This window comes from Azospira sp. I09, from assembly GCF_009177135.1.
Taxonomy (GTDB): Bacteria; Pseudomonadota; Gammaproteobacteria; order Burkholderiales; family Rhodocyclaceae; genus Azospira; species Azospira oryzae.
In genome coordinates, this window is record NZ_AP021844.1 from 2,397,963 (window position 1) to 2,421,305 (window position 23,343).

Below are 23,343 nucleotides of genomic sequence, written 5' to 3' on the forward strand. Positions count from 1 at the left end.
GCCAACGCCATGAAACTCGAATTCACCAAGATGCACGGACTGGGCAACGACTTCGTCGTGCTCGACGGCGTGCGCCAGAACATCACCCTCACCCCGGCCCAGCTGCGCTTCCTCGCCGACCGCAACTTCGGTGTCGGCTGCGACCAGATCCTGCTGGTGGAAAAGCCCGGCCAGGCCGGCATCGATTTCCGTTACCGCATCTTCAATGCCGACGGCAGCGAAGTGGAGCAGTGCGGCAACGGCGCCCGCTGTTTCGTCCGCTTCGCGCACGAACAGGGCCTCACCGACAAGCGGGAAATCAAGGTGGAAACCAAGTCGGGCATCATCAGCCCCCGCCTGGAGGCCGACGGCAACGTCACCGTGGACATGGGCAAGCCCGTCTTCGCTCCGGACCGCATCCCCTTCGTTTCCCCCACCGACGCGGTGATCCAGCCCCTGCAGGTGGGCGACCAGGAGGTGGCCATCACCGCCGTCTCCATGGGCAATCCCCACGCCGTGCAGGTGGTGGAGGACGTGGATACGGCGCCGGTGGCCATCCAGGGCCCCATGATCGAATCCCACCCGCGCTTTCCCCAGCGGGTCAATGCCGGCTTCCTGCAGGTGGTGGACCGGCACAGCGTGCGCCTGCGGGTCTATGAGCGGGGCGCCGGCGAGACCCTGGCCTGCGGCACCGGCGCCTGCGCCGCCGTGGTGGCCGGCATCAGCCGCGACCTGCTGGATTCCCCGGTGCGCGTCAGCACCCGGGGCGGCGAACTGAGCATTGCCTGGAACGGCCCCGGCACCCCGGTGCACATGACCGGCCCGGCCGTCACCGTCTTTAGCGGAGAAATCGAACTGTGAGCGACATCCAAACCCCGCGCCTCTCCGGCGCCGACGTGGCCGAATACCTGGAACACAACCCCCAGTTCTTCGAAGAGCACGCCGACCTCATCTCCCGGCTGGTGATTCCCCACCCCCACGGGGGCCGGGCCATCTCCATCACCGAGCGGCAGATGCTCACCCTGCGCGACAAGAACAAGGCCCTGGAAGGCAAGATGGCCGAACTGCTCGGCTTCGGCGAAGCCAACGACGCCATCAGCGAAAAGATGCACCGGCTGGCGGTGGCCCTGGTGGCCGCCACCACCTTCCAGGCGGTGATCCACATCCTGGATTTCCACCTCAAGGAAGACTTCGCCATCCCCCACGTGGCCCTGCGCCTGTGGGACCAGCCGGAAGGCGTCGGCGAGCTGCCCGAGTTCGCCGCCGTCTCCGAGGAACTGCAGGTCTTCGCCGAAACCCTGGGCCGGCCCTACTGCGGCTCCACCTCCGGCTTCGAGACTTCCACCTGGTTCGGCGACACCTCCGCCCACATCCGTTCCCAGGCCCTGGTGGCCCTGCGCAACGGCGGCGGCACCTTCGGCATGATCGCCATGGGCAGCGAGAGCATGGACCGCTTCTACGCCGACATGGGCACCCTCTACCTGGAACGGCTGGGCGAGATCGTCTCCGCCGCCATCGGCCGGGCCCTGCGCCACTAGGCAAGGCGGGCTCCATGGACGGCCACAGCCTCGCCGGAGCCTTCCTCGACGAACTGGCGACCCAGCGTCGCCAGTCGCCCCACACCGTCAGCAACTACCGCCGGGACCTGGGCAAGCTCCTGGCCCTGGCCGCCGAGCTGCCGGGCAGCCCGGGCCTGGGCGAACTGCAGTCCCACCACATCCGCCGCTTCGTCGGCCTGCTCCACGGCCGCGGCCTGGCGGGCCGCTCCCTGGCCCGCAGCCTGTCGGCCTGGCGTGTCTTCTACCGCTGGCTCGGCCGCCACGGCCACGCCGGCCACAATCCCTGCGAAGGGGTGCGGCCGCCCAAGAGCCCCAAGGCCCTGCCCCGCACCCTGTCGCCGGACGAGACGGCCCGCCTGCTGGAAACCTCCATCGATCCGGACGATCCCCAGGAGCTACGGGACCAGGCCATGTTCGAGCTGTTCTATTCCTCCGGCCTGCGCCTGGCGGAACTGGCCGAGCTGGATGTGGATGCCCTGACCGACATCGGCGGCGGCGAAGTCCGGGTCCACGGCAAGCGGGACAAGGAGCGGGTGGTGCCCGTCGGCAGCAAGGCGCGGCAGGCCCTGGCCGCCTGGATGGCGCGGCGGGCCGAGCTGGCCCGGCCGGAGGAGAAGGCCCTCTTCGTCGGCGCCCGGGGCCGGCGCATCGCCCACGGCATCATCCAGCAGCGCCTCTCCCGCCGGGCCCTGCTGGCCGGCCTGCCCAGCCACGTGCATCCCCACATGCTGCGCCACTCCTTTGCCAGCCACGTGCTGCAGTCCTCCGGCGACCTGCGGGCGGTGCAGGAGATGCTCGGCCATGCCAGCATCGCCTCGACCCAGGTCTATACCCACCTGGATTTCCAGCACCTGGCCCAGGTGTACGACACCGCCCATCCCCGGGCCAAGCGCAAGTAAGGCCATGGCCAAGCCCGATCCACGCCAGGACCTGAGCCGCTACCGGCGCAACCAGCAGGGCGAGGTGGACAGCGCCGCCCTCTACCTGGCCATGGCCGAGGCGGAGGCCAGGCCGGAACTGGCCGCCATCTACCGCCGCCTGGCCGCCGCCGAGGCGGCCCACGCCCAGTTCTGGCAACGCCGCCAGGAGCGGGCCGGGCAACCGGCCCCGAACCTGGGTCCCACCTGGCGCGCCCGCATCCTCATCTGGCTGGCCCGGCACCTGGGCGCCGCCAGCGTCCTGCCCACCGTGGCGGCCCGGGAAAGCCTGGACCAGACCAGCTACGACGACCAGCGGGAATCCCGCTACACCGACCTGCCGGCCCAGGAGCGAGCCCACGCCCGCCTGCTCTTCCGCCTCACCTCCATGGGCAACGGCGGCCGCTGGGACGGCGGCGCCTATGCCCGCCTGGAAGGGCGCCACGGCGCCGGCGGCGGCAATGCCCTGCGGGCCGCCGTGCTTGGCGCCAACGACGGCCTCGTCTCCACCCTCAGCCTGGTCATGGGGGTGGCCGGCGCCCAGTTCTCCAATACGGCCATGCTCGCCACCGGCCTGGCCGGCATGCTGGCCGGCGCCTGCTCCATGGCCATGGGCGAATGGATCTCGGTGCAGAGCAGCCGGGAAATGTACGCCCACCAGATCGCCGCCGAAGCGGAGGAGCTGGCCGAAGTGCCGGCGGAGGAGCAGGCCGAGCTGGCCCTCATCTACCAAGCCAAGGGCTTCACCGCCGAGGAGGCCGCCGCCATTGCCGCCCGGGTCATCCAGAACCAGGAGACGGCCCTCGACACCCTGACCCGGGAAGAACTGGGCATCAACCCGGACGACCTGGGGGGCTCCGCTGGCACCGCCGCCCTGGCTTCCTTCGCCGTATTCCTGGTGGGCGCCCTCATTCCCATCCTGCCCCTGCTGTTCCTCCAGGGCAGGGCCGCCGTCATGGGCAGCGCCGTGGCCAGCGCCCTCGGGCTGTTCCTCATCGGCGCCGCCATTTCCATTTTCACCGGCCGCCATCCGGGCCGGGCCGGCCTGCGCCAGCTGCTCATCGGCATGGCCGCCGCGGCCGTCACCTACGGCGCCGGCTACGCCGTCGAGGCCTGGCTGGCCGCCTGACCGCCCCTATCGGCGCGGGCCGTGGCGCCGTACGGCATCGCCCGGTACACTGCGCACCTTTGCCGCCGCCGCGGCGCCGCTTTGCAAGGTCTGCCCATGTCCCAGCTCATCCTCTTCCCCGGCAAGGAACGCTCCCTGCTGCGCCGCCATCCCTGGATCTTCGCCGGCTCCGTCGGCCGGCTCAAGGGCAAGGCCCGGCCCGGCGACACGGTGGAGGTGCTGGCCGACGACGGCAAGTTCCTGGCCCGGGCCGCCTACAGCCCCGATTCCCAGATCCGGGCCCGGGTGTGGACCTTCAATGAAAACGAGACCATCGACGACGTCTTCTTCAAGCGCCGCATCGCCGAGGCCGTGGCCCGGCGCCGCAACCTGCCGGAGTTGAAGAACGAGGAAGGCGTGCGTCTGCTGCACGGCGAATCCGACGGCCTGCCCGGGGTCGTCTGCGACCAGTACGGCGACACCCTCTCCCTGCAGCTGACCTCGGCCGGCGGCGAGAAGTGGCGCAAGGCCATCGTCAATGCCCTGGTCCAGGCCACCGGCTGCTCCCGCATCTACGAGCGCTCCGATTCGGACGTACGCCGCCTCGAAGGCCTGGAGCCGGTCACCGGCTGGCTCCACGGCGAGGCCCCGGCCGGCGACCTCTCCATCATGGAGAACGGCGTGCGCCTGCTGGTGGATGTGGTGGGCGGCCACAAGACCGGCTTCTACCTGGACCAGCGGGATAACCGCCTGCTCACCGGCGCCCTGGCGGCGGGCAAGAGCGTGCTCAACTGCTTCTGCTACACCGGCGGCTTTTCCCTGCAGGCCCTGGCCGGTGGCGCCGCCTCCGTGCTTTCCATCGACTCCTCCGGGCCGGCCCTGGAGACGGCTAAACGCAACGTAGCCCTCAATCCCCAGCTGGATGCCGCCCGCGCCGAATGGTGGGAAGCCGACGTGTTCGCCGCCCTGCGGGAGCTGCGCAAGGCCGAGCGCAAGTTCGATCTGATCGTGCTCGACCCGCCCAAGTTCGCCCCTTCCGCCGCCCACGCCGACCGGGCAGCCCGGGCCTACAAGGACATCAACCTGCTGGGCTTCCGCCTGCTCAATCCGGGCGGCCTGCTGTTCACCTACTCCTGCTCCGGCGGCATCGGCAACGAGCTGTTCCAGAAGATCATCGCCGGCGCCGCCCTCGACGCCGGCGTGGATGCCCGCATCCTGCGCCACCTGGCGGCCGGTCCGGACCACCCCATCGCCCTGGCGGTGCCGGAAGGCGAATACCTCAAGGGCCTGCTCTGCCAGGTGTGACCCCCGGCGCCTCGCCACGGCTGCCGCTGCAATAGCGCCGGCAATATTCCTTCGACATATTTTCATTCCGGGCCTATGCTGCATGGGCAGTCGGCGCGGCCGCCCATCGATGTCGTAATACATTGGTAACAAAGCACTTTCCAACAAGACCGCCCGCCGCCTGCAACGCACGGCATCGGGCGGCATGGCGGCTGCCGCGACCGATATCCATCCTCCGCCGCCACTGAAGGAGTGCATCATGGCTATTCTGAGTTTCAACGGCCGGGTCAATATCGCGGTCCGCATCGTCACCGAACAGTACCCCGCCGCCAAGCTGTACGAAGCCGACGGCATCGCCTCCAAGGGCCCCACCACGGACCCGGCCCAGATCGACCAGCTGCGCGTGGTGTTCCAGAATTCCAACAACACCACGGTCATCATCAAGTCCACCGGCTACGGCGAATTCGGCGCTCCCGTGCTCATTCCCGAACCCTGGCTGGAGGACGTGGTGATCCAGTGGCCGGTGCCCATGGACCTGCCCGAAGCCAACAAGCTGAAGGAACAGGCCGGCTTCACCCAGGCCTACGGCGCCGTGACCCTGCGCAATCCCCTGGGGCCCAAGCTGGGCAATCCCTACTTCATTTTCGGTGGCAACCCGAGCCAGCCCTACGTCTTCGTGGACGTGGTCACCGGCCAGGTGCACCAGGGCCGCTGATCCTCCGGCGGCGTTCCAGGGCCGGCGCCTCCCGCAGGAGGGCCGGCCTTTTCCATCCCGAAACGGGCTAGTCAGGGAGTGGCGAAAGGCACTACAGTGCCCGGACCCGCGCTTATCTTGACCGCCATGACCTCCTCCCGCACCGCCCTGTTGCTGCTCCTGGCCGCCGCCACCCTGGCCCTGCTCGGTCTCACCGGCTACCGCCCCTATGACCGGGCCACCTGGCTGCTGGAGGTGTTGCCGGTGCTGATCGCCCTGCCCCTGCTGGCCCTGACCTGGCGCCGCTATCCCCTGACCACCCTGCTGTATGTCTGCATCTTCATCCACGGGGTGATCCTCATGGTGGGTGGCATGTACACCTATGCCCGGGTGCCCGTGGGCTTCCAGGTGGCCGAATGGCTGCACCTGCAGCGCAATCCCTACGACAAGCTGGGCCACCTCTTCCAGGGCTTCACCCCGGCCCTGATCGCCCGGGAAATACTGCTGCGGGGCGCCTATGTGCGGGGACGCAAGATGCTGTTCTTCCTCGTCACCTGCGTCGTGCTGGCCATCAGCGCCACCTATGAACTGCTGGAATGGTGGACCGCCCTGGCCTTCGGCCAGGGGGCGGATGACTTCCTCGGCACCCAGGGCGATCCCTGGGACACCCAGTCGGACATGTTCTGCGCGCTGCTCGGCGCCCTCCTGGCCCAGCTGGGACTGGCCCGCTGGCAGGAGCGGCAGATCGCCGCCCTGCCCCGTCCGAAAGCCTGAGGGGCGAAAAAAAAAGCGCGGATCGCTCCGCGCTTTTTCATTTGGGGACCGAGCCGCCTCAGTGCACCCGCTTGCGCTTGGTGTACTCCTGCACCAGGGCCAGCAGCTCGTCTTCCTGGTAGGGCTTGCCCAGGTAGTGGTTCACCCCGATCTCAAAGGCGTAGTTGCGGTGCTTGTCCGCCGTGCGGGAGGTGATCATGATGATGGGCAGGTGCTTCAGGCGCTCGTCCGCCCGCACGTTGCGGGTGAAGTCGAAGCCGTCCATGCGCGGCATCTCGATGTCTACCAGCAGCACGTCGGGCATGGTGTCGATCAACTGTTCCAGGCCATCCACGCCGTCCTTGGCCGTCAGCACGTGGTAACCCTCGCGGGACAGCAGGCGGCTGGTGATCTTGCGCACGGTGAGGGAGTCGTCCACCACCATCACCGTCGGCAGGGTCTGGGCTGGCGTTTCTTCCACCGGCACCGACTCCAGGGGCGCCGCCGGGGTGTGCACCGCCACGCTGGCTTCGCTGCGGGCCGCCAGGGCCACCGGGTTGAGGATCAGCAGCACCTGGCCGTCGCCGAGCACGGTGGCGCCGGCAATGCCGATCACCCGGGCCAGCTGGGGGCCGACGTTCTTGACCACGATTTCCTGGTTGCCGAACAGCTCGTCTACCTGGATCGCCGCCCGCTGCGTGCCGGAGCGCAACAGCAGCACCCAGGACAGGCGTCGGGCTTCGGGCAGGGCCTGGGGTTCGCCCAGCAGGTGGGGCAGGAAGTGGTAGGGATAGCGGTTGCCCAGCCATTCCACCTGACCGGTCTCGCGGATGCCGGCCAGGACCTGTTCCTTCACTTCCTGGACCTGGGCGATCATGGCCGAGGGGATGGCGTAGCGGCGGTTGCCGACGCGCACGATGAGGGCCTGGGTGACGGCCAGGGTCAGGGGCAGGTAGATGCGGAAGGTGAGGCCCTTGCCGGCCACCGACTGCATTTCCAGGCGGCCGCCCAGGTTGGTCACTTCGGTGCGCACCACGTCCATGCCGACGCCGCGGCCGGCGATCTGGGAGACCTCGCCGGCGGTGGAAAAGCCGGGAGCGAAAATCAGGTCGGCCAGGCGGGCGTCGTCCGCCTCCTCGCCGGCAGCCAGCAGCCCCTGGCTCTCGGCCTTGGCGCGGATGCGCTGCAGGTCCAGGCCGGCGCCGTCGTCGGCCATGGTGATGATGATTTCGTTGCCTTCCTGGGCCACCTTCAGTTCGATCTCGCCGATCTCTTCCTTGCCGGCGGCGAGGCGGCCTTCCCGGCTTTCCAGGCCGTGGGCGACGGAGTTGCGCAGCATGTGCTCCAGGGGGGCGACCATCTTGTCCAGCACGCCCCGGTCCAGTTCCACCTGACCGCCGACGATTTCCAGGTTGGCCCGCTTGCCCACTTCCTTCGCCGTCTGCCGCACGATGCGGTGCAGACGCTCGGTCTGGCTGCTGAAGGGCACCATGCGCACGCTCATCAGGGACTGCTGCAGCTCCCGGTTGAGGCGGGCCTGGGCGATGATGGCGGCGTTGGCTTCGTCCAGGTTCTTCAGCAGGTTCTGCTGCACCGTGGCCACGTCGTTCACCGACTCGGCCATCATCCGGGTCAGTTCCTGGAAGCGGGTGAAGCGGTCGAACTCCAGGGGGTCGAAGCCGGCATGGGCCACTTCGGCCTCGGCGGTACGGGCCTGGATCTGGGTCTCGGCCTGGATTTCCACCTCCCGCAGCTGGCGCCGCAGGCGGATCACGTTTTCCGTCAGGTCGAGCAGGGAATCCTTGAGGCTGCGCATTTCCCCTTCGATGCGGGCCCGGGCGATGGACAGCTCACCGGCCTCGTTCACCAGCCGGTCCATCAGGTCGGAGCGCACCCGCAGGGTGGCGCGGGAGGCGGCTGCCGCATCGACTTCCGGCTCGGCCGCTGCAACCTGCACTGTGGCTGGGGCCTCGGCTGCAGGCCGCTCCGGCTGGGCCACTGCGGCAGGCATCTCGGCAGAGGCAGGCGCTGCCTGGGTTTCCGGCATGGCCGGTGCGAGATCGGCTTCCGCCGTCTCCGGCAGGGCCAGTAGTTCCACCGGCAGGGGTGTATCCAGGGTGTCACCGGAAGCCAGGCGCTCGACGATCTGGGCGATGGCGTCGAAAGCGATCTGGATTTCCTCGATCAGGGCCGCTTCCGCCGCCCCGGCCTTGTGGGCCTGCTCGACCCGGGTTTCCAGGGTGTGGGTCAGCTCCCCCAGGTTCATGGCGCCGGCCATGCGGGCCGAACCCTTGAGGGTGTGCAGCAGCCGGGCCAGGGCCCGGGCCACGTCGGCATCGTGGGGATCGTCGTGCCACAGGCGCAGCTGCTCGGTGATGCTCTGGGTCAGCTCCTGGGCTTCCTCGAGGAAGATGGGCAGCAGTTGCTCGTCCAGGTCATCCTTGAGCTGCACCGGCGCCGGCGGGGCGGCGGGGGCTGCAACCGGAGCGCCGGCGCTAACCACGGCCGGCACTTCGTTGCCGTCGCCGTTGTCGTTGAGGGCCGCGGGGAACAGGGTGTCCAGGGCATCCGCCAGGTGGGAGGCGGGCTCCGGCGGCTGCTGGGCGGCAACGCTGGCCACCATTTCCTCCAGGGAGGAGATGGCCAGGCGGATGATTTCCAGGGCTTCCAGGCTGGCCGGATGGGCCGACTGATCGCGCCGCAGCAGGGCGTGTTCCAGGGCCCGGCCAAGGCGGTTGATGGCGTCCAGACCGATGGTGCCGGCGATGCTGCCCAGGGTGTGGGCGGCCCGGGTGAAGGGCTCGGCCGTGGGCATTTCCGGGTCGGTCTCGAGCAGGCCGAACTGGCGCTGCAGGGCTTCCAGGTGGCCCTGGGCCTCTTCCATGAAAATCTGGTAGAGGGTGGAGGAGACCTTCAGGGTCGGCCGCGGCGGCGGTGGCGCTTCTTCGGCCTCCAGCTCGGGCAGGATGTCCTGGGCGGCGGGCGCCGGGGGCGTCAGCTCGATCTCCTGGGCCATATCCGGCACAGTCTCGGACGGAGCCTCGACTTCGCCGTCGAAGGCGATGTCGAGGGCAGGCTCGCTCTCCAGCGACAGCGGCGATGACTCCGGGGCTGCTGCGACGGCGGGCTCGGCCGGCAGTTCCGTCAGGGCGATTGGTTCGTCGGTGGCGGCGACTTCCGGCAGGAGCTCCACCGCGGCAGGCATCTCCAGCTCACCCAGGTCGTCCAGGGGCGGCAGTTCCAGGGTTTCCAGATCGCCGGAGAGCTCGTGTTCTTCGTCCAGCTCCGGGACAGCGGCTTCCAGCCCGGCTTCCGGCCGAGCTTCTGCCATGGCTGGCGCCGCCTCCGGGGCGGCATCCCCCAGGTCGAAATCAAAATCCAGGGCGGCGGGCGTCACTTCCTCCAGGGCCGGCAATTCTTCCAGGGCCAGATCCACATCGGCCGTCGCGGCGACGGGAGCTTCCTCCAGTTCCGGCAGGGTCAGTTCCTCGATCTCCGGCACCGCCTCGAGCGCTGTCGCCGCGTCGGTTTCCTGCACGGCAGGCACCTCGGCCTCCGTCATGAAGTCGCGCATGTCGCTGGCGATCACCGGCGTCACTTCCATGGCCGGGGGAGTCAGGTCCACAGAGGCCCCATCCAGGTCCACCTCCAGGCCCAGGTCAGCGAAGGGGGTGCTCTCCTCCAGGGACAGTTCGGGCAGGGCAGAGGCCGGCGCCGCCTCGGCCACCGGCGCCGGCGGGGTTTCGGCCCCGCGCATGGTGTCGGCCTTGGTCACCAGGGCCGCGGGATCGGGGGCACCGCCTTCCCGGGTTTCCAGGTAGCGGACCCAGGCGGAGAAGAGGACATGGGCCTCTTCGATGAGGGCGAACAGTTCCGGGCTGACGTCGTATTCCTGGCGCAGCCACAGGTTGAGCACCTGCTCGATGGCCCAGGCGGTTTCGCCCAGGTCCTTGAGTCCGACCATGCGGCCGCTGCCCTTGAGGGTGTGGAAACTGCGGCGGATGGTGGTGAGGAAATCGACGTTGTGGGGCTGCTCCCGCAGCAGGCCGATGTGGCTGCCGATGGTGCCGAGCACTTCCTGGGCCTCCTCCAGGAAGATGGAGAGCAGCTCCGCGTCCAGCTCCTCTTCCGAGGCCTGGGTCAGCTTGATGGTTTCGGCGGACGGCGCCGGGGCGGCAGCCACCTGGGGCTTGATCTCGGCCAGGGCCGCATCCAGGGCAGGAGCGGCGGCATCCAGGTGGGGCGCGGCCTCCAGGGCCGACAGGGCTGCCTTGGCCTGCTGTCCCAGGGACTTGTCGGCCACTAGGTCAGCGTCCTTCTGCAGGGACTCCAGGTTCTGCTTCAGTTCCTGGCGCAGGTTGGCGTCGGCGGGCTGTTCCTTCAGCGCCTCCATCAGGGCCTGGGTTTCCTTCTTCTGCTTTTCCAGTTCCTGTTCCACCGACGGGGCGGCGGCTTCCACCACCTCTTCGACCTCTTCCTCCTCCCGGTTGCCCTGGGGTCCCAGGCCGCGGGAGAAGGCGGAGAAGTCGGCGCTGCCCTTGGCCAGTTCCCGGGGCAGGGCTTCGACGAAGAAGCCGAGGGCGGAAAGCTGGCTGGCGACGGCCTCGAAATCGGCCTCCACCGGCTCGTAGTCGGGGGCGGAGAAGCGGGCGATGCGGGCGCTGCAATCGGCCAGGGTGGCCACGGCCGCGTCCTGGCCGAGGATGGTGAGGGCGCCGGTGACCTGCTTCAGGGGCATGTCCAGGCCGGCCAGGTCACCGCGGCGGGAAACGTCGCGGAAGAAGGCGTCCAGCACCTGTTCGATCTGCACCAGGTTGGTCTGGATTTCCTTGGCCACCTGGCTGTTGAGCAGGCGCTCCTGGGCCCGGCGGGACATTTCGTCCAGCCCCGGCACCTCGGCCCCAGTCTCGGCCGGCTGGCCGCTGACACAGGCGTGCAGGCGGGCCACCATGACGTCCACCTGGTGGGCGAAATCCTGGCCCAGGTGCTCGAAATTTTCCTGGGCATTGGCCGCCAGCAGAATGCCGGTGGCCAGTTCCATGCCCATCACCTCGCTATGGCGGGCGGGCTTTTCCACCAGCCAGTTGGCGGTGCCCAGCAGGGCTTTGCAGAGGCGGTGGAAGTCGTGCTGGCCCAGCTGCTCCGCGCCTTGGGCCAGATGGCCCACCTGTTCGCGGAAGGTCGGCAGGGCGGAGCCGGTGCCGGCGCAGAACTTGCCCCAGGCCTCCTCGGCGGCGGCGATGTGCTCGCGCAGGCGGCGCAGCACCAGTTCCTGGGCCGGCGTGGCGTGGATCACCCCGTCGCCGTCCACGGCGGGCAGCAGGTCGCCCAGGGCGAAGGACTGCTTGAGGCCGCTCACCACGCCATCCTGACTGTCGGCCACGGCGACGTGATAGAGGGCGTCGCGCATCAGGCGCTCGGCGAAATTGCGGGAGCCTTCGATGAGCCGGCGGATCTGCAGGTCGATGCGGGCGCACAGCTGCTTGATGTCGTTCTCGCCGGTGACGGCGCCTTCGGCCAGGGCGGTGATGAAGCCCTGGGCCACCCACCAGAAGGAGCGGGCGGCGGGCAGATCCTGGGTGGCCTCGATGGCGGTGATGGCATCGCGCATCAGGGCCAGGCCGGCGCGGTCACCGCGCAGCCAGGCCAGCAGGCCCCGCTGGAAGCGGCTGCGCTCGGCCCGCAGGCGCTTGTTCAGCTCGGCCGGCGGCAGAGCGGCAGCCTGGCGCCGGGGCGGACGCACCGCCAGGTCGGGGAAGAAGAGGTCGGTGGGATTGACCCGCTCCAGACCCCGGGCCTGCTGCACGGACTGGTACAGGTCCCACAGGCGCAGGGGCTGGTTGGGCTCACCGTTGAGCAGGTCGTCCAGGTAGTGGCGGATGGCCTGCAGGGAACGCCGCACCAGATCGACGGCGGCATCGTCGGCCGGGCGCTTGCCCGACTCCAGGTCGGCCAGGAAGGCTTCCAGGGCTTCGGTGAACTGGGTCACCCCGTCCAGGCCGACAATGGCCAGGGCACCATGGACCTGGTGCAGATGGGTGCGGCCGAACTTGATCTGGGACAGGTCGCTCCGGTCCCCGCCCAGGTACTGCTGCAGGGACTGGTCGGCCCGCTCCAGGGCGGCGTCGATCTCGCCCTTCACCCAGGTGAGGGGCCCGACGTCGAATTCGGTGACTGCGCTCATGGGGACCTTGTTTTCTGATTAGCGGAACAACGCTTACGCGACCTTGAAGCCGGCCACCGATCCCTTCAGTTCGGTTGCCAGACCGGCCAGTTCGCCCACGGCCTCGGCCGTCTGCTTGGTACCGGCGGTGGTCTGTTCGGTCACGTTGAGGATGTCCTTCATGGTCTCGGCCACGCCGGCTGCGGACTGGGCCTGCTGCTGGGTGGCGCTGGAGATGTTCTCGATCAGGCTGGCCAGGTTCTGGGACACGGAACCGATCTCGGCCAGGGCCTGACCGGCGGCGTCGGACAGCTTGGCCCCTTCCACCACGCCCTGGGTCGATTCTTCCATGGCGGAAACCGCATCCTGGGTATCGGTCTGAATGGTCTTCACGATGGCCGCAATCTGCTTCGTGGCTTCGGCGGAACGTTCGGCCAGGCGCTGCACTTCTTCTGCCACCACCGTGAAGCCGCGGCCGGCCTCGCCGGCGGAGGCGGCCTGAATGGCGGCGTTCAGGGCCAGCACGTTGGTCTGTTCGGTAATGTCGGAAATCAGTTCCACGATTTCGCCGATCTCCTGGGAGCTTTCGCCCAGGCGCTTGATCCGCTTTGCCGTTTCCTGAATCTGTTCGCGAATTTCGTTCATGCCCTTGATGGAATCCTGCACGGCCTGGGCGCCCTTCTCGGCGGCGGACAGGGACTGGCGGGCCACCTGGGCCGACTGGGTGGCCTCGGAGGACACCTGGTTCATGGAACTGGCCATGGTCAGGACGGAGCGGCCGGCTTCCTCAATTTCCTTGGACTGGCGCTCGGCAGCGGCCAGCAGTTCCTCGGAGGTCTTGCGGGCCATTTCGGTGGCCAGGGTCACCCGGTTGGCGGCGTCGTTGATGCGGCCCACCAGCACCCGCAGTTCTTCAATGGTGTAGTTGATGGAGTCGGCGATGGCGCCGGTGATGTCCTCGGACACGGTGGCGGTGACGGTCAGGTCGCCGTCGGCCAGGTCGCCCAGTTCGTTCATCAGGCGCAGGATGGCGTCCTGGTTCTGGCGGTTCAACTGCTCGGATTCCAGGCGCAGGCGCTCGGCTTCCTCGGCACGGCGGCGGGAGTCTTCCAGGTAGATCTTGGCCATCAGCACCAGGGCGCCCAGGGCCACCAGCACCATCACCACCAGGATGACGATGTACAGGGCCCGCTCGGCCAGTTCGGCCTGGTAGGCGTCGGCCAGCTTGTCGGTGGCTGCCAGCAGTTCGTCCGAATCCTTGAAGATGGCGGAACCGGACTGCTTGGCCAGCACCAGGCGCTGCATGTTGCCGAGAATGCCGGACACGGCGTCCTGGTATTCCTTGAAGGCGCCTTCCAGCTCGCCCAGCTTGGTGCGGGTGTCGCCGTCGGAGGCGGCCTTGAGGGTTTCGTTACCCTTGATCAGGCCGTTCAGCAGGTCGCGGAAGGAGTTGGTGTCCTTGCCCAGGAGGAAGGCCACTTCCGGGTCGATGGCGTCGCCCACCAGCAGGGCGGAGGCGTTCTTGGCGATACGCTGGGTCAGCATCACCATCTGGTTGGCCGCGGCGATTTCCCGGGCACCGCCGCCGGATTGCAGCTTGAGGGCGGCGACCTGTTCGGACAGTTCCAGCAGCTGGGGATTCTTGCTGGCGATGATGGCCACGTCCTTACCCAGGTTCACCAGGTTCTTTTCCATTTCCAGCAGGCGGGTGGCGTTCTTGTCGGTCTTTTCCCACTCGCTCATCAGGGCCTGCAACTGGGGCTGCACGCCATCGGGGGAGGGAGGGACCGCCACTTCGGTGATTTCACCGCCCTGGGAGAGGCGTTCCAGCAGGCGGGCAAAGGATTCGCGGGAGGTCTTCAGGTGTTCGAAGGCCACCGGCGTGCCTTGCAGGGCCTGGGCCGCATCCTTGGCCAGGCGCTGGGAGAGCATGCGCATTTCACCGGCCGCCGCCACATAGACGGTGCCGTAGGTGGATTCCCGGTTGTCGTGATAAACCAGCCCGGCGATGAACAGCATCACCACCAGCAGCACCGAACCGAGAATCTGCAACTGCTTGACGACCGGATACTGGCCAAGGAAGTCGGTCAGGGCCGCAGCCGGCTCCTTCGGCTTCTTTTCCTTGGCCGGTTTGGCCACCGGAACTTCCATTACCCGGGTGGGGGCGGCGAGGGTTTCCTCGCCCACAGGTGCGGCGGACTTTTTCTGACCCTTGCCGAAAGAAAAGGCGGGTAGCTTAAGTTTGAACGCCATGGTGTTCTCCAGTTCTCAGTGCTTTTGCAACCTAGTGTTGCGGAGCGGTTCGTTTATTGTTGGTTGGGAAAATCCGTGATCAGGCGCCGATCTGCATGAAATCGGGGTCGGCCAGGAGTTCCTTCAGGTTCAGCTTGTGCCAGGTCCGTCCGTCGCCATCCGTGTAGCACTCGCGGCCCCAGACAGGGAGGGAGGCATCCGGCTCGGCAGGCGTCAGGGTTTCCAGGTTCTTCAGCCCCAGGGAACGGTTCACCAGCAGGGCGGCGTTGGAACCGTAGCGGGTGCCCACCAGCAGCAGGCGGACGTTGGCGTTGTAGGGGGTGGGATCGCCGCCAAGGAAGGCGGAAAGGTCGGCCACCGAATAGAGGCTGCCGCGGATGTTGGCGATACCGGCGAACCAGGGCTTGGTCAGGGGCACGGGAGCCAAATGGGGGGAGGGAATGATTTCCCCCGAATCGGACAGGTTGAGCAGCCACAGGCGGCTCCCCGCCTGGACCCCGAGCAGGCCGGCCGCGGCCTGCCCGCGGGCGGCGCTGGACAGGCGTGCCGCCAGGTGTTCCTGGAACTGCCGCAGGCTGATTTTTCTGGCCATGCCGCCCCAGCCTCCTAGAGTGCGGCGATCTTGGCGAGCAGCTCTTCGGCGTTGACCGGTTTCACCAGGTAGTCCTGGGCACCCTGGCGCAGCCCCCAGATCTTGTCCGTTTCCTGGCCCTTGGAGGTGCAGACGATGACCGGAATGTCCTTGGTGTCGTCGTCCCGGGTCAGGGTACGGGTGGCCTGGTAGCCGTTGAGGCCGGGCATCACCACATCCATCAGCACCAGGTCGGGCTTTTCGGCCTTGGCCTTGGCGATACCGTCCTCACCGTTTTCGGCGGTAACCACCTGGTAACCGTTCTTGGTGAGGATTTCGACCATGAAGTGACGTTCGGTGGGGGAATCGTCCACCACGAGGATTTTCTTGACGGGCATAGGGACTCTCTCGGCTAACGCTTATTGAACCTGCTGGGGCCCGTAGGTGGCCACAGCCTGCAGCAAACTGTCTTTGGTAAAGGGCTTGGTGAGGTACTGGTCGGAACCGACCATACGCCCCCGGGCCCGGTCGAAAAGGCCGTCCTTGGAGGACAGCATGATCACCGGGGTGTTGCGGAAACGGGCGTTTTTCTTGATCAGGGCGCAGGTCTGGTAACCGTCCAGACGGGGCATCATGATGTCGCAGAAGACTATGTCTGGTTGGTGGTCGGCGATCTTGGCCAGGGCATCGAACCCGTCCTCGGCCAGCACCACCTGGCATCCTGCCTGCACCAGGAAGATTTCAGCGCTGCGACGGATGGTATTGCTATCGTCAATCACCATCACTTTCACGCCGCGCTGGGCAGTGGCATCCGGCAAATCAACCTCCCAAGATCTCTCGATTACCCCGGAACCAGCCGGGGCTTCTGGATTTTATGCAGCAATACTAAACCTTCGCCCGGGATTTTCCTAGATTTCCACCATTTCGAAGTCTTCCTTGCGCGCATCGCACTCGGGACAGACCCAGTTCATGGGAATGTCTTGCCAGCGGGTACCGGGGGCGATGCCCTCTTCCGGCAGTCCGGCGGCCTCGTCGTAGATGAAACCGCAAATCTGGCACATCCAGGTCCGGTAAGGACCTCCTGGCGGGGTGGATTCAGGCTGGGTCATATCAAAGCTCGGAAGGGGGTTTTAGGCTAGAATCGGGGCCCTTGATCTTACCCAAAGCGCTGCGCCGCCGAAAGGCAGAAAGCGTGCTGCAATGCCACAAAACCCCTCCCCCCAGCTGTCGCCCCCCATTGTCCTCACCTTTGCCGCCTCCGACCCCACCGGCGGCGCCGGCGTCCAGGCGGACATCCTGACCCTGGCCAGCATGGGCTGCCACCCCCTCTCGGTGATCACCGCCATCACCGTCCAGGACACCGCCGGGGTGGATGCGGTCCTGCCCATGGAGCCGGACTGGGTCGAGGACCAGGCCCGCTCCCTGCTGGAGGACATGCCGGTGGCCGCCTTCAAGATCGGCCTCATCGGCAGCGTGGAAAACGTGGCGGCCATTGCCGAGATCGTCTCCGACTATCCCCACATTCCCCTGATCCTGGACCCGGTGCTGGCCTCCGGCCGGGGCGACGAGCTGGCGACGGAGGACCTCATCGCCGCCATGAAGGAACTGCTGCTGCCCCAGACCACCATCCTCACCCCCAACAGTCTGGAGGCCCGCCGCCTAGCCGAGGAGGACGAGGAGGAGCCGGAACTGGAGGAGTGCGCCCGCCGCCTGGTCAGCTACGGCTGCGAATACGTGCTGCTCACGGGCACCCACGAAAACACCGGCCAGGTCATCAACACCCTCTACAACGAGCACGGCATGGTGCGGGCCGACCGCTGGGAGCGCCTGCCAGGCAGCTACCACGGCTCCGGCTGCACCCTGGCCTCCGCCATCGCCGCCAACCTGGCCAACGGCCTGGAGCTGGGCGACGCGGTGCGGGACGCCCAGGAGTACACCTGGCAGGCCCTGGCCGCCGGCTTCCGCCCCGGCATGGGCCAGTACATCCCGGACCGCTTCTTCTGGGCCCGGGCGCCGGAAGAGGGCAGAGAGGGCGATGCTTAAGCGCCCCCGCCCCGGCCTTTACGCCGTCACCCCCGACGGCCTGGAGACGCCGCGTCTGCTGATGCTGGCCGAGGCAGCCCTGGCTGCCGGCATTCCCCTGCTGCAGTACCGGGACAAGAGCGGCGACGCCGTCCGCCGCCGGGAACAGGCCACCGCCCTGCGGGCCCTGTGCCGCCGCCACGGCACACGCCTCATCATCAACGACGATGCGGCCCTGGCCCGGGAAGTGGATGCCGACGGCGTCCATCTCGGCGGCGAGGACGGAGACCTGGCCGCCGCCCGCGCCCTATTGGGCCCCGACAAGCTCATCGGCGCCTCCTGCTACGCCGATTTCGCCCGGGCCCAGGCCGCCGCCGCGGCCGGCGCCAACTACGTCGCCTTCGGCGCCATGTACGCCTCCCCGACCAAGCCCCAGGCACCCCGGGCGCCTTTCAACCTGGTCACCCGGGCCCGCCAGGAGCTGCCTGGCGTACAGGTCGCCGCCATCGGCGGCATCACCCTGGACAACGCCGCCCCGGTCATCGCCGCCGGCGCCCAGTTCATCGCCGTCATCACCGATTTGTTCGAGGCCCCGGACGTGACCGCCCGGGCCGCCGCCTATCAACGTCTTTTTGCAGAAAGTGCTGCCCATGAGCTCTCGTAACCAGCAACTCTTCGATGCCGCCCAACGCCACATTCCCGGCGGCGTGAATTCCCCCGTGCGGGCCTTCCGCTCCGTCGGCGGTGCCCCCCGCTTCTTCACCCGCGGCGAAGGCCCCCGGGTGTGGGATGCGGAAGGCAAGAGCTACCTGGATTACGTCGGTTCCTGGGGCCCCCTGATCCTGGGCCACGCCCACGCCCCCACGGTCAAGGCCGTGCAGGAGGCCGCCGCCCTGGGCCTGTCCTTCGGCGCCCCTACCGAGGCCGAGATCGAGATCGCCGACCTGCTCTGCGACATACTGCCCTCCCTGGACATGGTGCGCCTGGTCTCCTCCGGCACCGAAGCCACCATGAGCGCCATCCGCCTGGCCCGGGGCCATACCGGCCGGGACCTGCTGGTGAAGTTCGAGGGCTGCTACCACGGCCATTCCGACAGCCTGCTGGTGAAGGCCGGTTCCGGCCTGCTGACCTTCGGCAACCCCTCCTCCGGCGGCGTCCCCGCCGACGTGGCCAAGCACACCCTGGTGCTCGAATACAACAATGCCGAACAACTGGCCGAAGCCTTTGCCAAGCAGGGCAGCGAAATCGCCGCCGTCATCGTCGAGCCGGTGGCCGGCAACATGAACCTGATCGCGCCCAAGCCCGAATTCATGCAGGCCATGCGCGAGCTGTGCAGCAAGCACGGCGCCGTGCTCATCTTCGACGAGGTCATGACCGGCTTCCGCGTCGGCCCCCAGTGCGCCCAGGGCCTCTTCGGCATCACCCCGGACCTCACCACCCTGGGCAAGGTCATCGGCGGCGGCATGCCGGTGGCGGCCTTCGGCGGCAAGCGGGAGATAATGGAAAAGATCGCCCCTCTGGGTCCGGTGTATCAGGCCGGCACTCTCTCTGGCAACCCGGTGGCAGTGGCCGCCGGCCTGGTCACCCTCAAGGCCACCCGGGCCCCCGGCTTCTACGACAGCCTGGCCGCCCGCACCAAGCAGCTCACCGACGGCCTCACCGCCGCCGCCAAGAAGCACGGCGTCACCTTCTGCGCCCAGAGCGTGGGCGGCATGTTCGGCCTGTACTTCAGCGCCACCCCGCCCACCTCCTTCGCCGAGGTGATGCAGTGCGACAAGGAGGCCTTCAACCGCTTCTTCCACGCCATGCTGGAGGCCGGCCACTACCTGGCGCCTTCCGCCTTTGAAGCCGGCTTCGTCTCCGCCGCCCACACGGAAGCCGACATCGCCGCCACCATCGCCGCAGCCGAGGCCATTTTCGCCAAGGGCGTCTAAGTCCACACCCGGCCCATCGTTTTCAGCGTCGGCCTGAAACCCAGATGGGCCGGACACTTTGGCTACACCCGTTTGACATATTTCTGTTAGCTCCTTACTCTCGCCGGGCAGCTTCATCCGGAATTAATGTCTAAGGAGTCAGCATGAACTGGTATCTGGCAGTACTGAAAAAATATGCCGTATTCAACGGTCGGGCACGGCGCAAGGAATACTGGATGTTCTGCCTGTTCAACCTGATCATCGGGTTCATCCTGGGCTTCGTCGAAGGCCTCGCCCATGAAGGCTTTGGCATTCTGGGGGCTGTATACGGCCTGTTGGCGTTCCTGCCCGGCCTCGGCGTCGCCATCCGGCGCCTGCACGATACGGGTCGCTCGGGGTGGTGGCTATTGCTGGGTCTAGTCCCCCTTCTGGGTATGATTGTTCTGCTGATCTTCATGCTAATAGACAGCGATCCGGCAGAAAATGAATATGGCCCCAATCCCAAGTTACAGATAGCCTAGGCCTGCCTGTTCCCGGCATAAAAAAAAGCCCGCTCGTTTGAGCGGGCTTTTTTTTATGCCGGATGCCGGCGCTTACAGAATCGCCGTGCCTTCGTGTTCGCCCCGTTCGTACACCACGTTGGCCCGGCCCACCAGCAGGGGGTCCAGGGGGCCGATGCGTTCCACGTCCTTATTCTTGTAGGGCAGCTTGTGCAGGATGTAGCGCATGGCATTGAGCCGCGCCCGCTTCTTGCAGTCGGACTTGACCACGGTCCACGGGGAGTCGGCCGTGTCGGTGTAGAAGAACATGGCCTCCTTGGCCTTGGTGTAGTCCTCCCATTTGTCCAGGGAGGCCAGGTCGATGGGGGAGAGCTTCCACTGCTTCAGGGGATGGGTTTCCCGCTCCTTGAAACGGCGGCGCTGTTCGGCCCGGCTGACGGAGAACCAGAACTTGATCAGGTGGATGCCGCTGCGGGCCAGGTTGCGCTCGAACTCGGGGCACTGGCGCATGAACTCGGCGTACTCGTCCTGGTCGCAGAAGCCCATGACCCGTTCCACCCCGGCCCGGTTGTACCAGGAGCGGTCGAACATGACGATCTCGCCGGCGGTGGGCAGGTGCTGGATGTAGCGCTGGAAATACCACTGGCCCCGTTCCACTTCCGAGGGCTTTTCCAGGGCCACCACCCGGGCGCCCCGGGGATTCAGGTGCTCGGTGAAACGCTTGATGGCGCCCCCTTTGCCGGCCGCGTCCCGACCTTCGAAGAGGATCACCACCCGCTGCCCGGTTTCCTTGACCCAGGCCTGGAGCTTCAGCAGTTCCACCTGCAGGCGGTACTTCTGCTTCTCGTAGTTCTTGCGGGTCATCAGGTTCTTGTAGGGATAACCGCCGGTGCGCCACTCGTCGGAGAGCTGGTCGTCCGGGCTCACCGGCAGCTTGTCCGCCGGCACCTCGTCCTTGAACAGGGTGTCCCGCAGCATCTTCACGTCGTCGGGGGAAGCGCCGGCGACAATGGCTTCCAGGGTCTTGGCCACGGACTTGAGGTCGGTGCCCTGGGTACGGCTGAGGATGTCGCGCATGGCGACGACCTTGGAATTCTGGGCGGCGGCCACGGCCTGGCCGACTTCGAAACTCTCTACGCCGGCAGGGCTGTGGGCCGGGGCCACGTCGCCGCTCTTCACCGGGCGGGCGCGGCTGGGGCGGGGCTTGGCCACCACCTTGGTGGCGGCCTTGGGGGCGGTGTTGCCGAGGGCGGCGGACTTGCGGGTTGTGGGCTTGCTGACCTTTGTCACCATGTATTTATTCTCCGGGTCATGGGCTGGAATCGGGGCGCCGGGCCAACCTCCTTGGCCCGGCGGGCGAAGGAACATTGTGCGCCTATTTCAGCCCGGCCGGTGTGACCCATTAGGCATGGTAACCGTGCCATGCCGCAGTCGGCCGTCAGCGGCCGTCGTGATGGTGGGGGTGTTCGCCCAGGTGATGGGTCAGGCCGGCGGCATGGTGCTCGTGGCCGAAGGGCACCGGAGTCGGCTGACCCACCACGCGGGGCAGCAGGGAACCGGCCACCATGGCCACGCCGGCGACGAGGAAGCCCAGCACCTGGGGCGGCCAGGTGGCGTCTTCCGGCCCCAGCACTTCCATGAGGATCCAGGTGAAGAAGCCGGAGAAGATGGCGAACAGGGCGCCCTGGGTGTTGGCCTTCTTCCAGTAGAGGCCGGCGAAGAGGGGGATGAAGGCCGTGACCAGGGTGATCTTGTAGGCGTTCTCCACCATGTGGAAGATGCTCTCGTTGGAATTGAGGGCGAACAGCAGCACGGTGCCGGCGAAGCAGACGATCACCGTGCGCATGGCCAGGAGGAAGGTGCGATCCGGCATGCGCGGAAAGAAGCCGCGCAGGATGTTCTCGGAGAAGGCCACGGAGGGCGCCAGCAGGGTCGCCGAGGAGCAGCTCATGATGGCCGAGAGCAGGGCGCCGAAGAACACCACCTGGGCGAACACCGGCGTGTGCTGCAGGATCAGGGTGGGCAGCACCAGCTGGGAATCCTGTTCCAGCAGGTCGCCGAACATGGCCGGGTCGATCAGGGTGGCGGCGTAGGCCAGGAACATGGGCACGAAGGCAAAGGCGAAGTAGAGGCTGCCGCCCAGCACCGAGCCGCGGATGGCGGTCTTCTCGTTCTTGGCCGAGGTGATGCGCTGGAACACGTCCTGCTGCGGAATGGAGCCCAGCATCATGGTCATCCAGGCGCCGATGAAGGGCACCCACACCTCGAGCCCGCCCTTGGGGAAGAAGTCCAGCTTGCCCGCCGCCGCAGCGTGGCCGACCACGGCGCCGACGCCGCCGGTGAGGCCGGAGATGACGTAGCCGATGTAGAGCATGCCGCCCATGATCACGGTGATCTGCACGAAGTCGAGGATGGCCACGGAGAACATGCCGCCGAAGGTGGTGTAGGTCAGCACGATGAGGGCGCCCAGGATCATGCCCGCCTCCTGGGACACGGCGCCGCCGGTGACGACGAAGAAGACCAGGCCCAGGGCCTTGATCTGGGCCGAGACCCAGCCCAGGTAGGAGACCACGACGCAGAGGGTGGTGAGCACCTCCACGGTGCGGTTGTAGCGCAGCCGGTAGTAGTCGCCGATGGTCAGCAGGTTCATCCGGTACAGCTTGCTGGCGAAAAAGAGGCCGGCCAGGATGAGGCAGAGGGAGGCGCCGAAGGGGTCGGCGACGACGCCGCCCAGGCCTTCCTTGACGAAGGTGGCGGAGACCCCGAGCACGGCCTCGGCGCCGAACCAGGTGGCGAAGACCGTGGCGGTGACCACCGGCAGGGGCAGGCTGCGGCCGGCGACGGCGAAATCCTTGGCGCTATGGACCCGGGTGGCAGCGAACAGGCCGATGCCGATGGAGACCAGGAGATAGAGGATGACGAAGGCCAGGAGCGTGGTCATGTCAGAAACCCGGGCAGGAAGTCAGAAAAAGGGGATTGGAAAAAACGGGCAAGAGTATAGCCGGATTCCCCTTTAAAAGACTGACGAAAAGCAGCCAAATCAAGCGATTGGCACCATTCCGGCGATAACTGTATCGGAACGGGGGAACAGCCATAGCCCTGCTCTGGGCCGAACCATAACCCAGGACTTCTTGGTCACCCGCTACCTTGGCGCTGACGCCGCTAGCGGAGCGGATCAGGCACAGCCACGGGACAAGGCCACCAGCCTCATCCCGGCTGGCACTCGCTGACCAGGGACAAACTGATTTAGCCGGCGAGCAGGATGCGGTAGTTCACTCCTTCGCGAACTTGCCGCCCCAGCTGCAGCGACACCCCCAGTTCACACCGGTACGTACCGCTGGCCAGGGAAAATTCAAGCTGGGTAGCGGCTGGCGGGAGCGCCAGGGGAATTACGCCGCAGGCCGTCACCACAAGGATCGTGGCGACCAGGCTCCACAACGATTTTCGGCTCATTCGTACCGCCTCCCGGATTGCAGGAAGTCCTTTCATTGTAGGTCGCCCCCATGGACCGGCCGATCCATCCGCTCCAGCAGGCAGGCACCTGTAGCGGCAGCGAGACAATACCATCGGAATATCCCTATACTCGCGGGACAGCTTGGCGGCCTCCAAACGGCGGCCGGAACGAGG

The 23,343-nt window shown here is 67.2% G+C and carries 20 protein-coding genes; 11 read left to right on the forward strand and 9 right to left on the reverse strand.

The annotated features are described in order from the left end of the window. The first annotated feature begins 9 nt into the window (after window positions 1–9). The 7 genes from dapF to AZSP09_RS11255 all read left to right on the forward strand — a co-directional run bounded on the left by dapF (window position 10) and on the right by AZSP09_RS11255 (window position 6,315). A complete protein-coding gene (gene dapF / locus AZSP09_RS11225; protein WP_152090086.1) occupies window positions 10–840 on the forward strand; it encodes a diaminopimelate epimerase in 831 nt (276 codons plus the stop codon). Next, a complete protein-coding gene (locus AZSP09_RS11230) occupies window positions 837–1,517 on the forward strand; it encodes a DUF484 family protein (protein WP_014235761.1) in 681 nt (226 codons plus the stop codon). Before dapF ends, AZSP09_RS11230 begins: the two co-directional genes overlap by 4 nt. 14 nt (window positions 1,518–1,531) lie before the next feature. Further along, window positions 1,532–2,437 carry a tyrosine recombinase XerC gene (gene xerC / locus AZSP09_RS11235; protein WP_152090087.1) on the forward strand — a complete coding sequence of 302 codons (906 nt, stop codon included), beginning with the start codon at window positions 1,532–1,534 and terminating at the stop codon, window positions 2,435–2,437. A gap of 4 nt (window positions 2,438–2,441) precedes the next feature. Then, the gene (locus tag AZSP09_RS11240) at window positions 2,442–3,584 is read left to right on the forward strand and encodes a VIT1/CCC1 transporter family protein (protein ID WP_152090088.1); all 1,143 of its coding nucleotides are present in this window, start codon (window positions 2,442–2,444) and stop codon (window positions 3,582–3,584) included. Between the two features lie 96 nt (window positions 3,585–3,680). Further along, window positions 3,681–4,868 carry a class I SAM-dependent rRNA methyltransferase gene (locus AZSP09_RS11245; protein ID WP_152090089.1) on the forward strand — a complete coding sequence of 396 codons (1,188 nt, stop codon included), beginning with the start codon at window positions 3,681–3,683 and terminating at the stop codon, window positions 4,866–4,868. Window positions 4,869–5,106: 238 nt separating this feature from the next. Continuing rightward, on the forward strand, window positions 5,107–5,562 hold the full coding sequence (locus AZSP09_RS11250; protein ID WP_014235765.1) for a hypothetical protein: 456 nt from the start codon (window positions 5,107–5,109) through the stop codon (window positions 5,560–5,562). Between the two features lie 126 nt (window positions 5,563–5,688). Next, entirely contained in the window at window positions 5,689–6,315 is a 627-nt protein-coding gene (locus AZSP09_RS11255) for a DUF2238 domain-containing protein (RefSeq protein ID WP_152090885.1), read from the forward strand. 58 nt (window positions 6,316–6,373) lie between these two features. On the opposite strand, the gene AZSP09_RS11260 is transcribed toward AZSP09_RS11255, so the two are convergent. The 6 genes from AZSP09_RS11260 to AZSP09_RS11285 all read right to left on the reverse strand — a co-directional run bounded on the left by AZSP09_RS11260 (window position 6,374) and on the right by AZSP09_RS11285 (window position 16,342). Continuing rightward, entirely contained in the window at window positions 6,374–12,478 is a 6,105-nt protein-coding gene (locus AZSP09_RS11260) for an Hpt domain-containing protein (protein ID WP_152090090.1), read from the reverse strand. 33 nt (window positions 12,479–12,511) lie between these two features. Next, entirely contained in the window at window positions 12,512–14,710 is a 2,199-nt protein-coding gene (locus AZSP09_RS11265) for a methyl-accepting chemotaxis protein (protein ID WP_014235768.1), read from the reverse strand. Between the two features lie 79 nt (window positions 14,711–14,789). Then, on the reverse strand, window positions 14,790–15,302 hold the full coding sequence (locus AZSP09_RS11270) for a chemotaxis protein CheW (RefSeq protein ID WP_014235769.1): 513 nt from the start codon (window positions 15,300–15,302) through the stop codon (window positions 14,790–14,792). Between the two features lie 14 nt (window positions 15,303–15,316). After that, window positions 15,317–15,679 carry a response regulator transcription factor gene (locus AZSP09_RS11275; RefSeq protein ID WP_014235770.1) on the reverse strand — a complete coding sequence of 121 codons (363 nt, stop codon included), beginning with the start codon at window positions 15,677–15,679 and terminating at the stop codon, window positions 15,317–15,319. 21 nt (window positions 15,680–15,700) lie between these two features. Then, entirely contained in the window at window positions 15,701–16,063 is a 363-nt protein-coding gene (locus tag AZSP09_RS11280; protein WP_172974747.1) for a response regulator, read from the reverse strand. A 126-nt stretch (window positions 16,064–16,189) separates the two neighbouring features. Next, window positions 16,190–16,342, reverse strand: coding sequence for a rubredoxin (locus AZSP09_RS11285; RefSeq protein WP_043797679.1), 153 nt, complete (start codon window positions 16,340–16,342; stop codon window positions 16,190–16,192). Between the two features lie 139 nt (window positions 16,343–16,481). Here AZSP09_RS11285 and thiD point away from each other — a divergent pair, with 139 nt between their 5' ends. The 4 genes from thiD to AZSP09_RS11305 all read left to right on the forward strand — a co-directional run bounded on the left by thiD (window position 16,482) and on the right by AZSP09_RS11305 (window position 19,737). Further along, complete coding sequence (gene thiD, locus AZSP09_RS11290; RefSeq protein ID WP_014235773.1) at window positions 16,482–17,324, forward strand: bifunctional hydroxymethylpyrimidine kinase/phosphomethylpyrimidine kinase; 843 nt, start codon at window positions 16,482–16,484, stop codon at window positions 17,322–17,324. Next, complete coding sequence (thiE, locus tag AZSP09_RS11295) at window positions 17,317–17,967, forward strand: thiamine phosphate synthase (RefSeq protein WP_152090091.1); 651 nt, start codon at window positions 17,317–17,319, stop codon at window positions 17,965–17,967. The genes thiD and thiE overlap by 8 nt, the downstream gene beginning before the upstream one ends. Next, on the forward strand, window positions 17,954–19,237 hold the full coding sequence (gene hemL, locus AZSP09_RS11300; protein WP_014235775.1) for a glutamate-1-semialdehyde 2,1-aminomutase: 1,284 nt from the start codon (window positions 17,954–17,956) through the stop codon (window positions 19,235–19,237). Before thiE ends, hemL begins: the two co-directional genes overlap by 14 nt. Window positions 19,238–19,380: 143 nt before the next feature. Further along, entirely contained in the window at window positions 19,381–19,737 is a 357-nt protein-coding gene (locus AZSP09_RS11305; protein ID WP_152090092.1) for a DUF805 domain-containing protein, read from the forward strand. Between the two features lie 72 nt (window positions 19,738–19,809). On the opposite strand, the gene ppk2 is transcribed toward AZSP09_RS11305, so the two are convergent. From ppk2 to AZSP09_RS11320, 3 genes are all read right to left on the reverse strand, one after another. Further along, window positions 19,810–21,009, reverse strand: a complete 1,200-nt coding sequence (gene ppk2, locus AZSP09_RS11310; RefSeq protein ID WP_152090093.1) for a polyphosphate kinase 2 — start codon at window positions 21,007–21,009, stop codon at window positions 19,810–19,812. Between the two features lie 145 nt (window positions 21,010–21,154). Further along, entirely contained in the window at window positions 21,155–22,657 is a 1,503-nt protein-coding gene (locus AZSP09_RS11315; protein ID WP_152090094.1) for a sodium:solute symporter family protein, read from the reverse strand. Window positions 22,658–22,962: 305 nt separating this feature from the next. Continuing rightward, window positions 22,963–23,169 (reverse strand): hypothetical protein, encoded by a 207-nt coding sequence (locus AZSP09_RS11320; RefSeq protein WP_014235778.1) that lies wholly within the window; start codon window positions 23,167–23,169, stop codon window positions 22,963–22,965. Window positions 23,170–23,343: the final 174 nt, after the last annotated feature.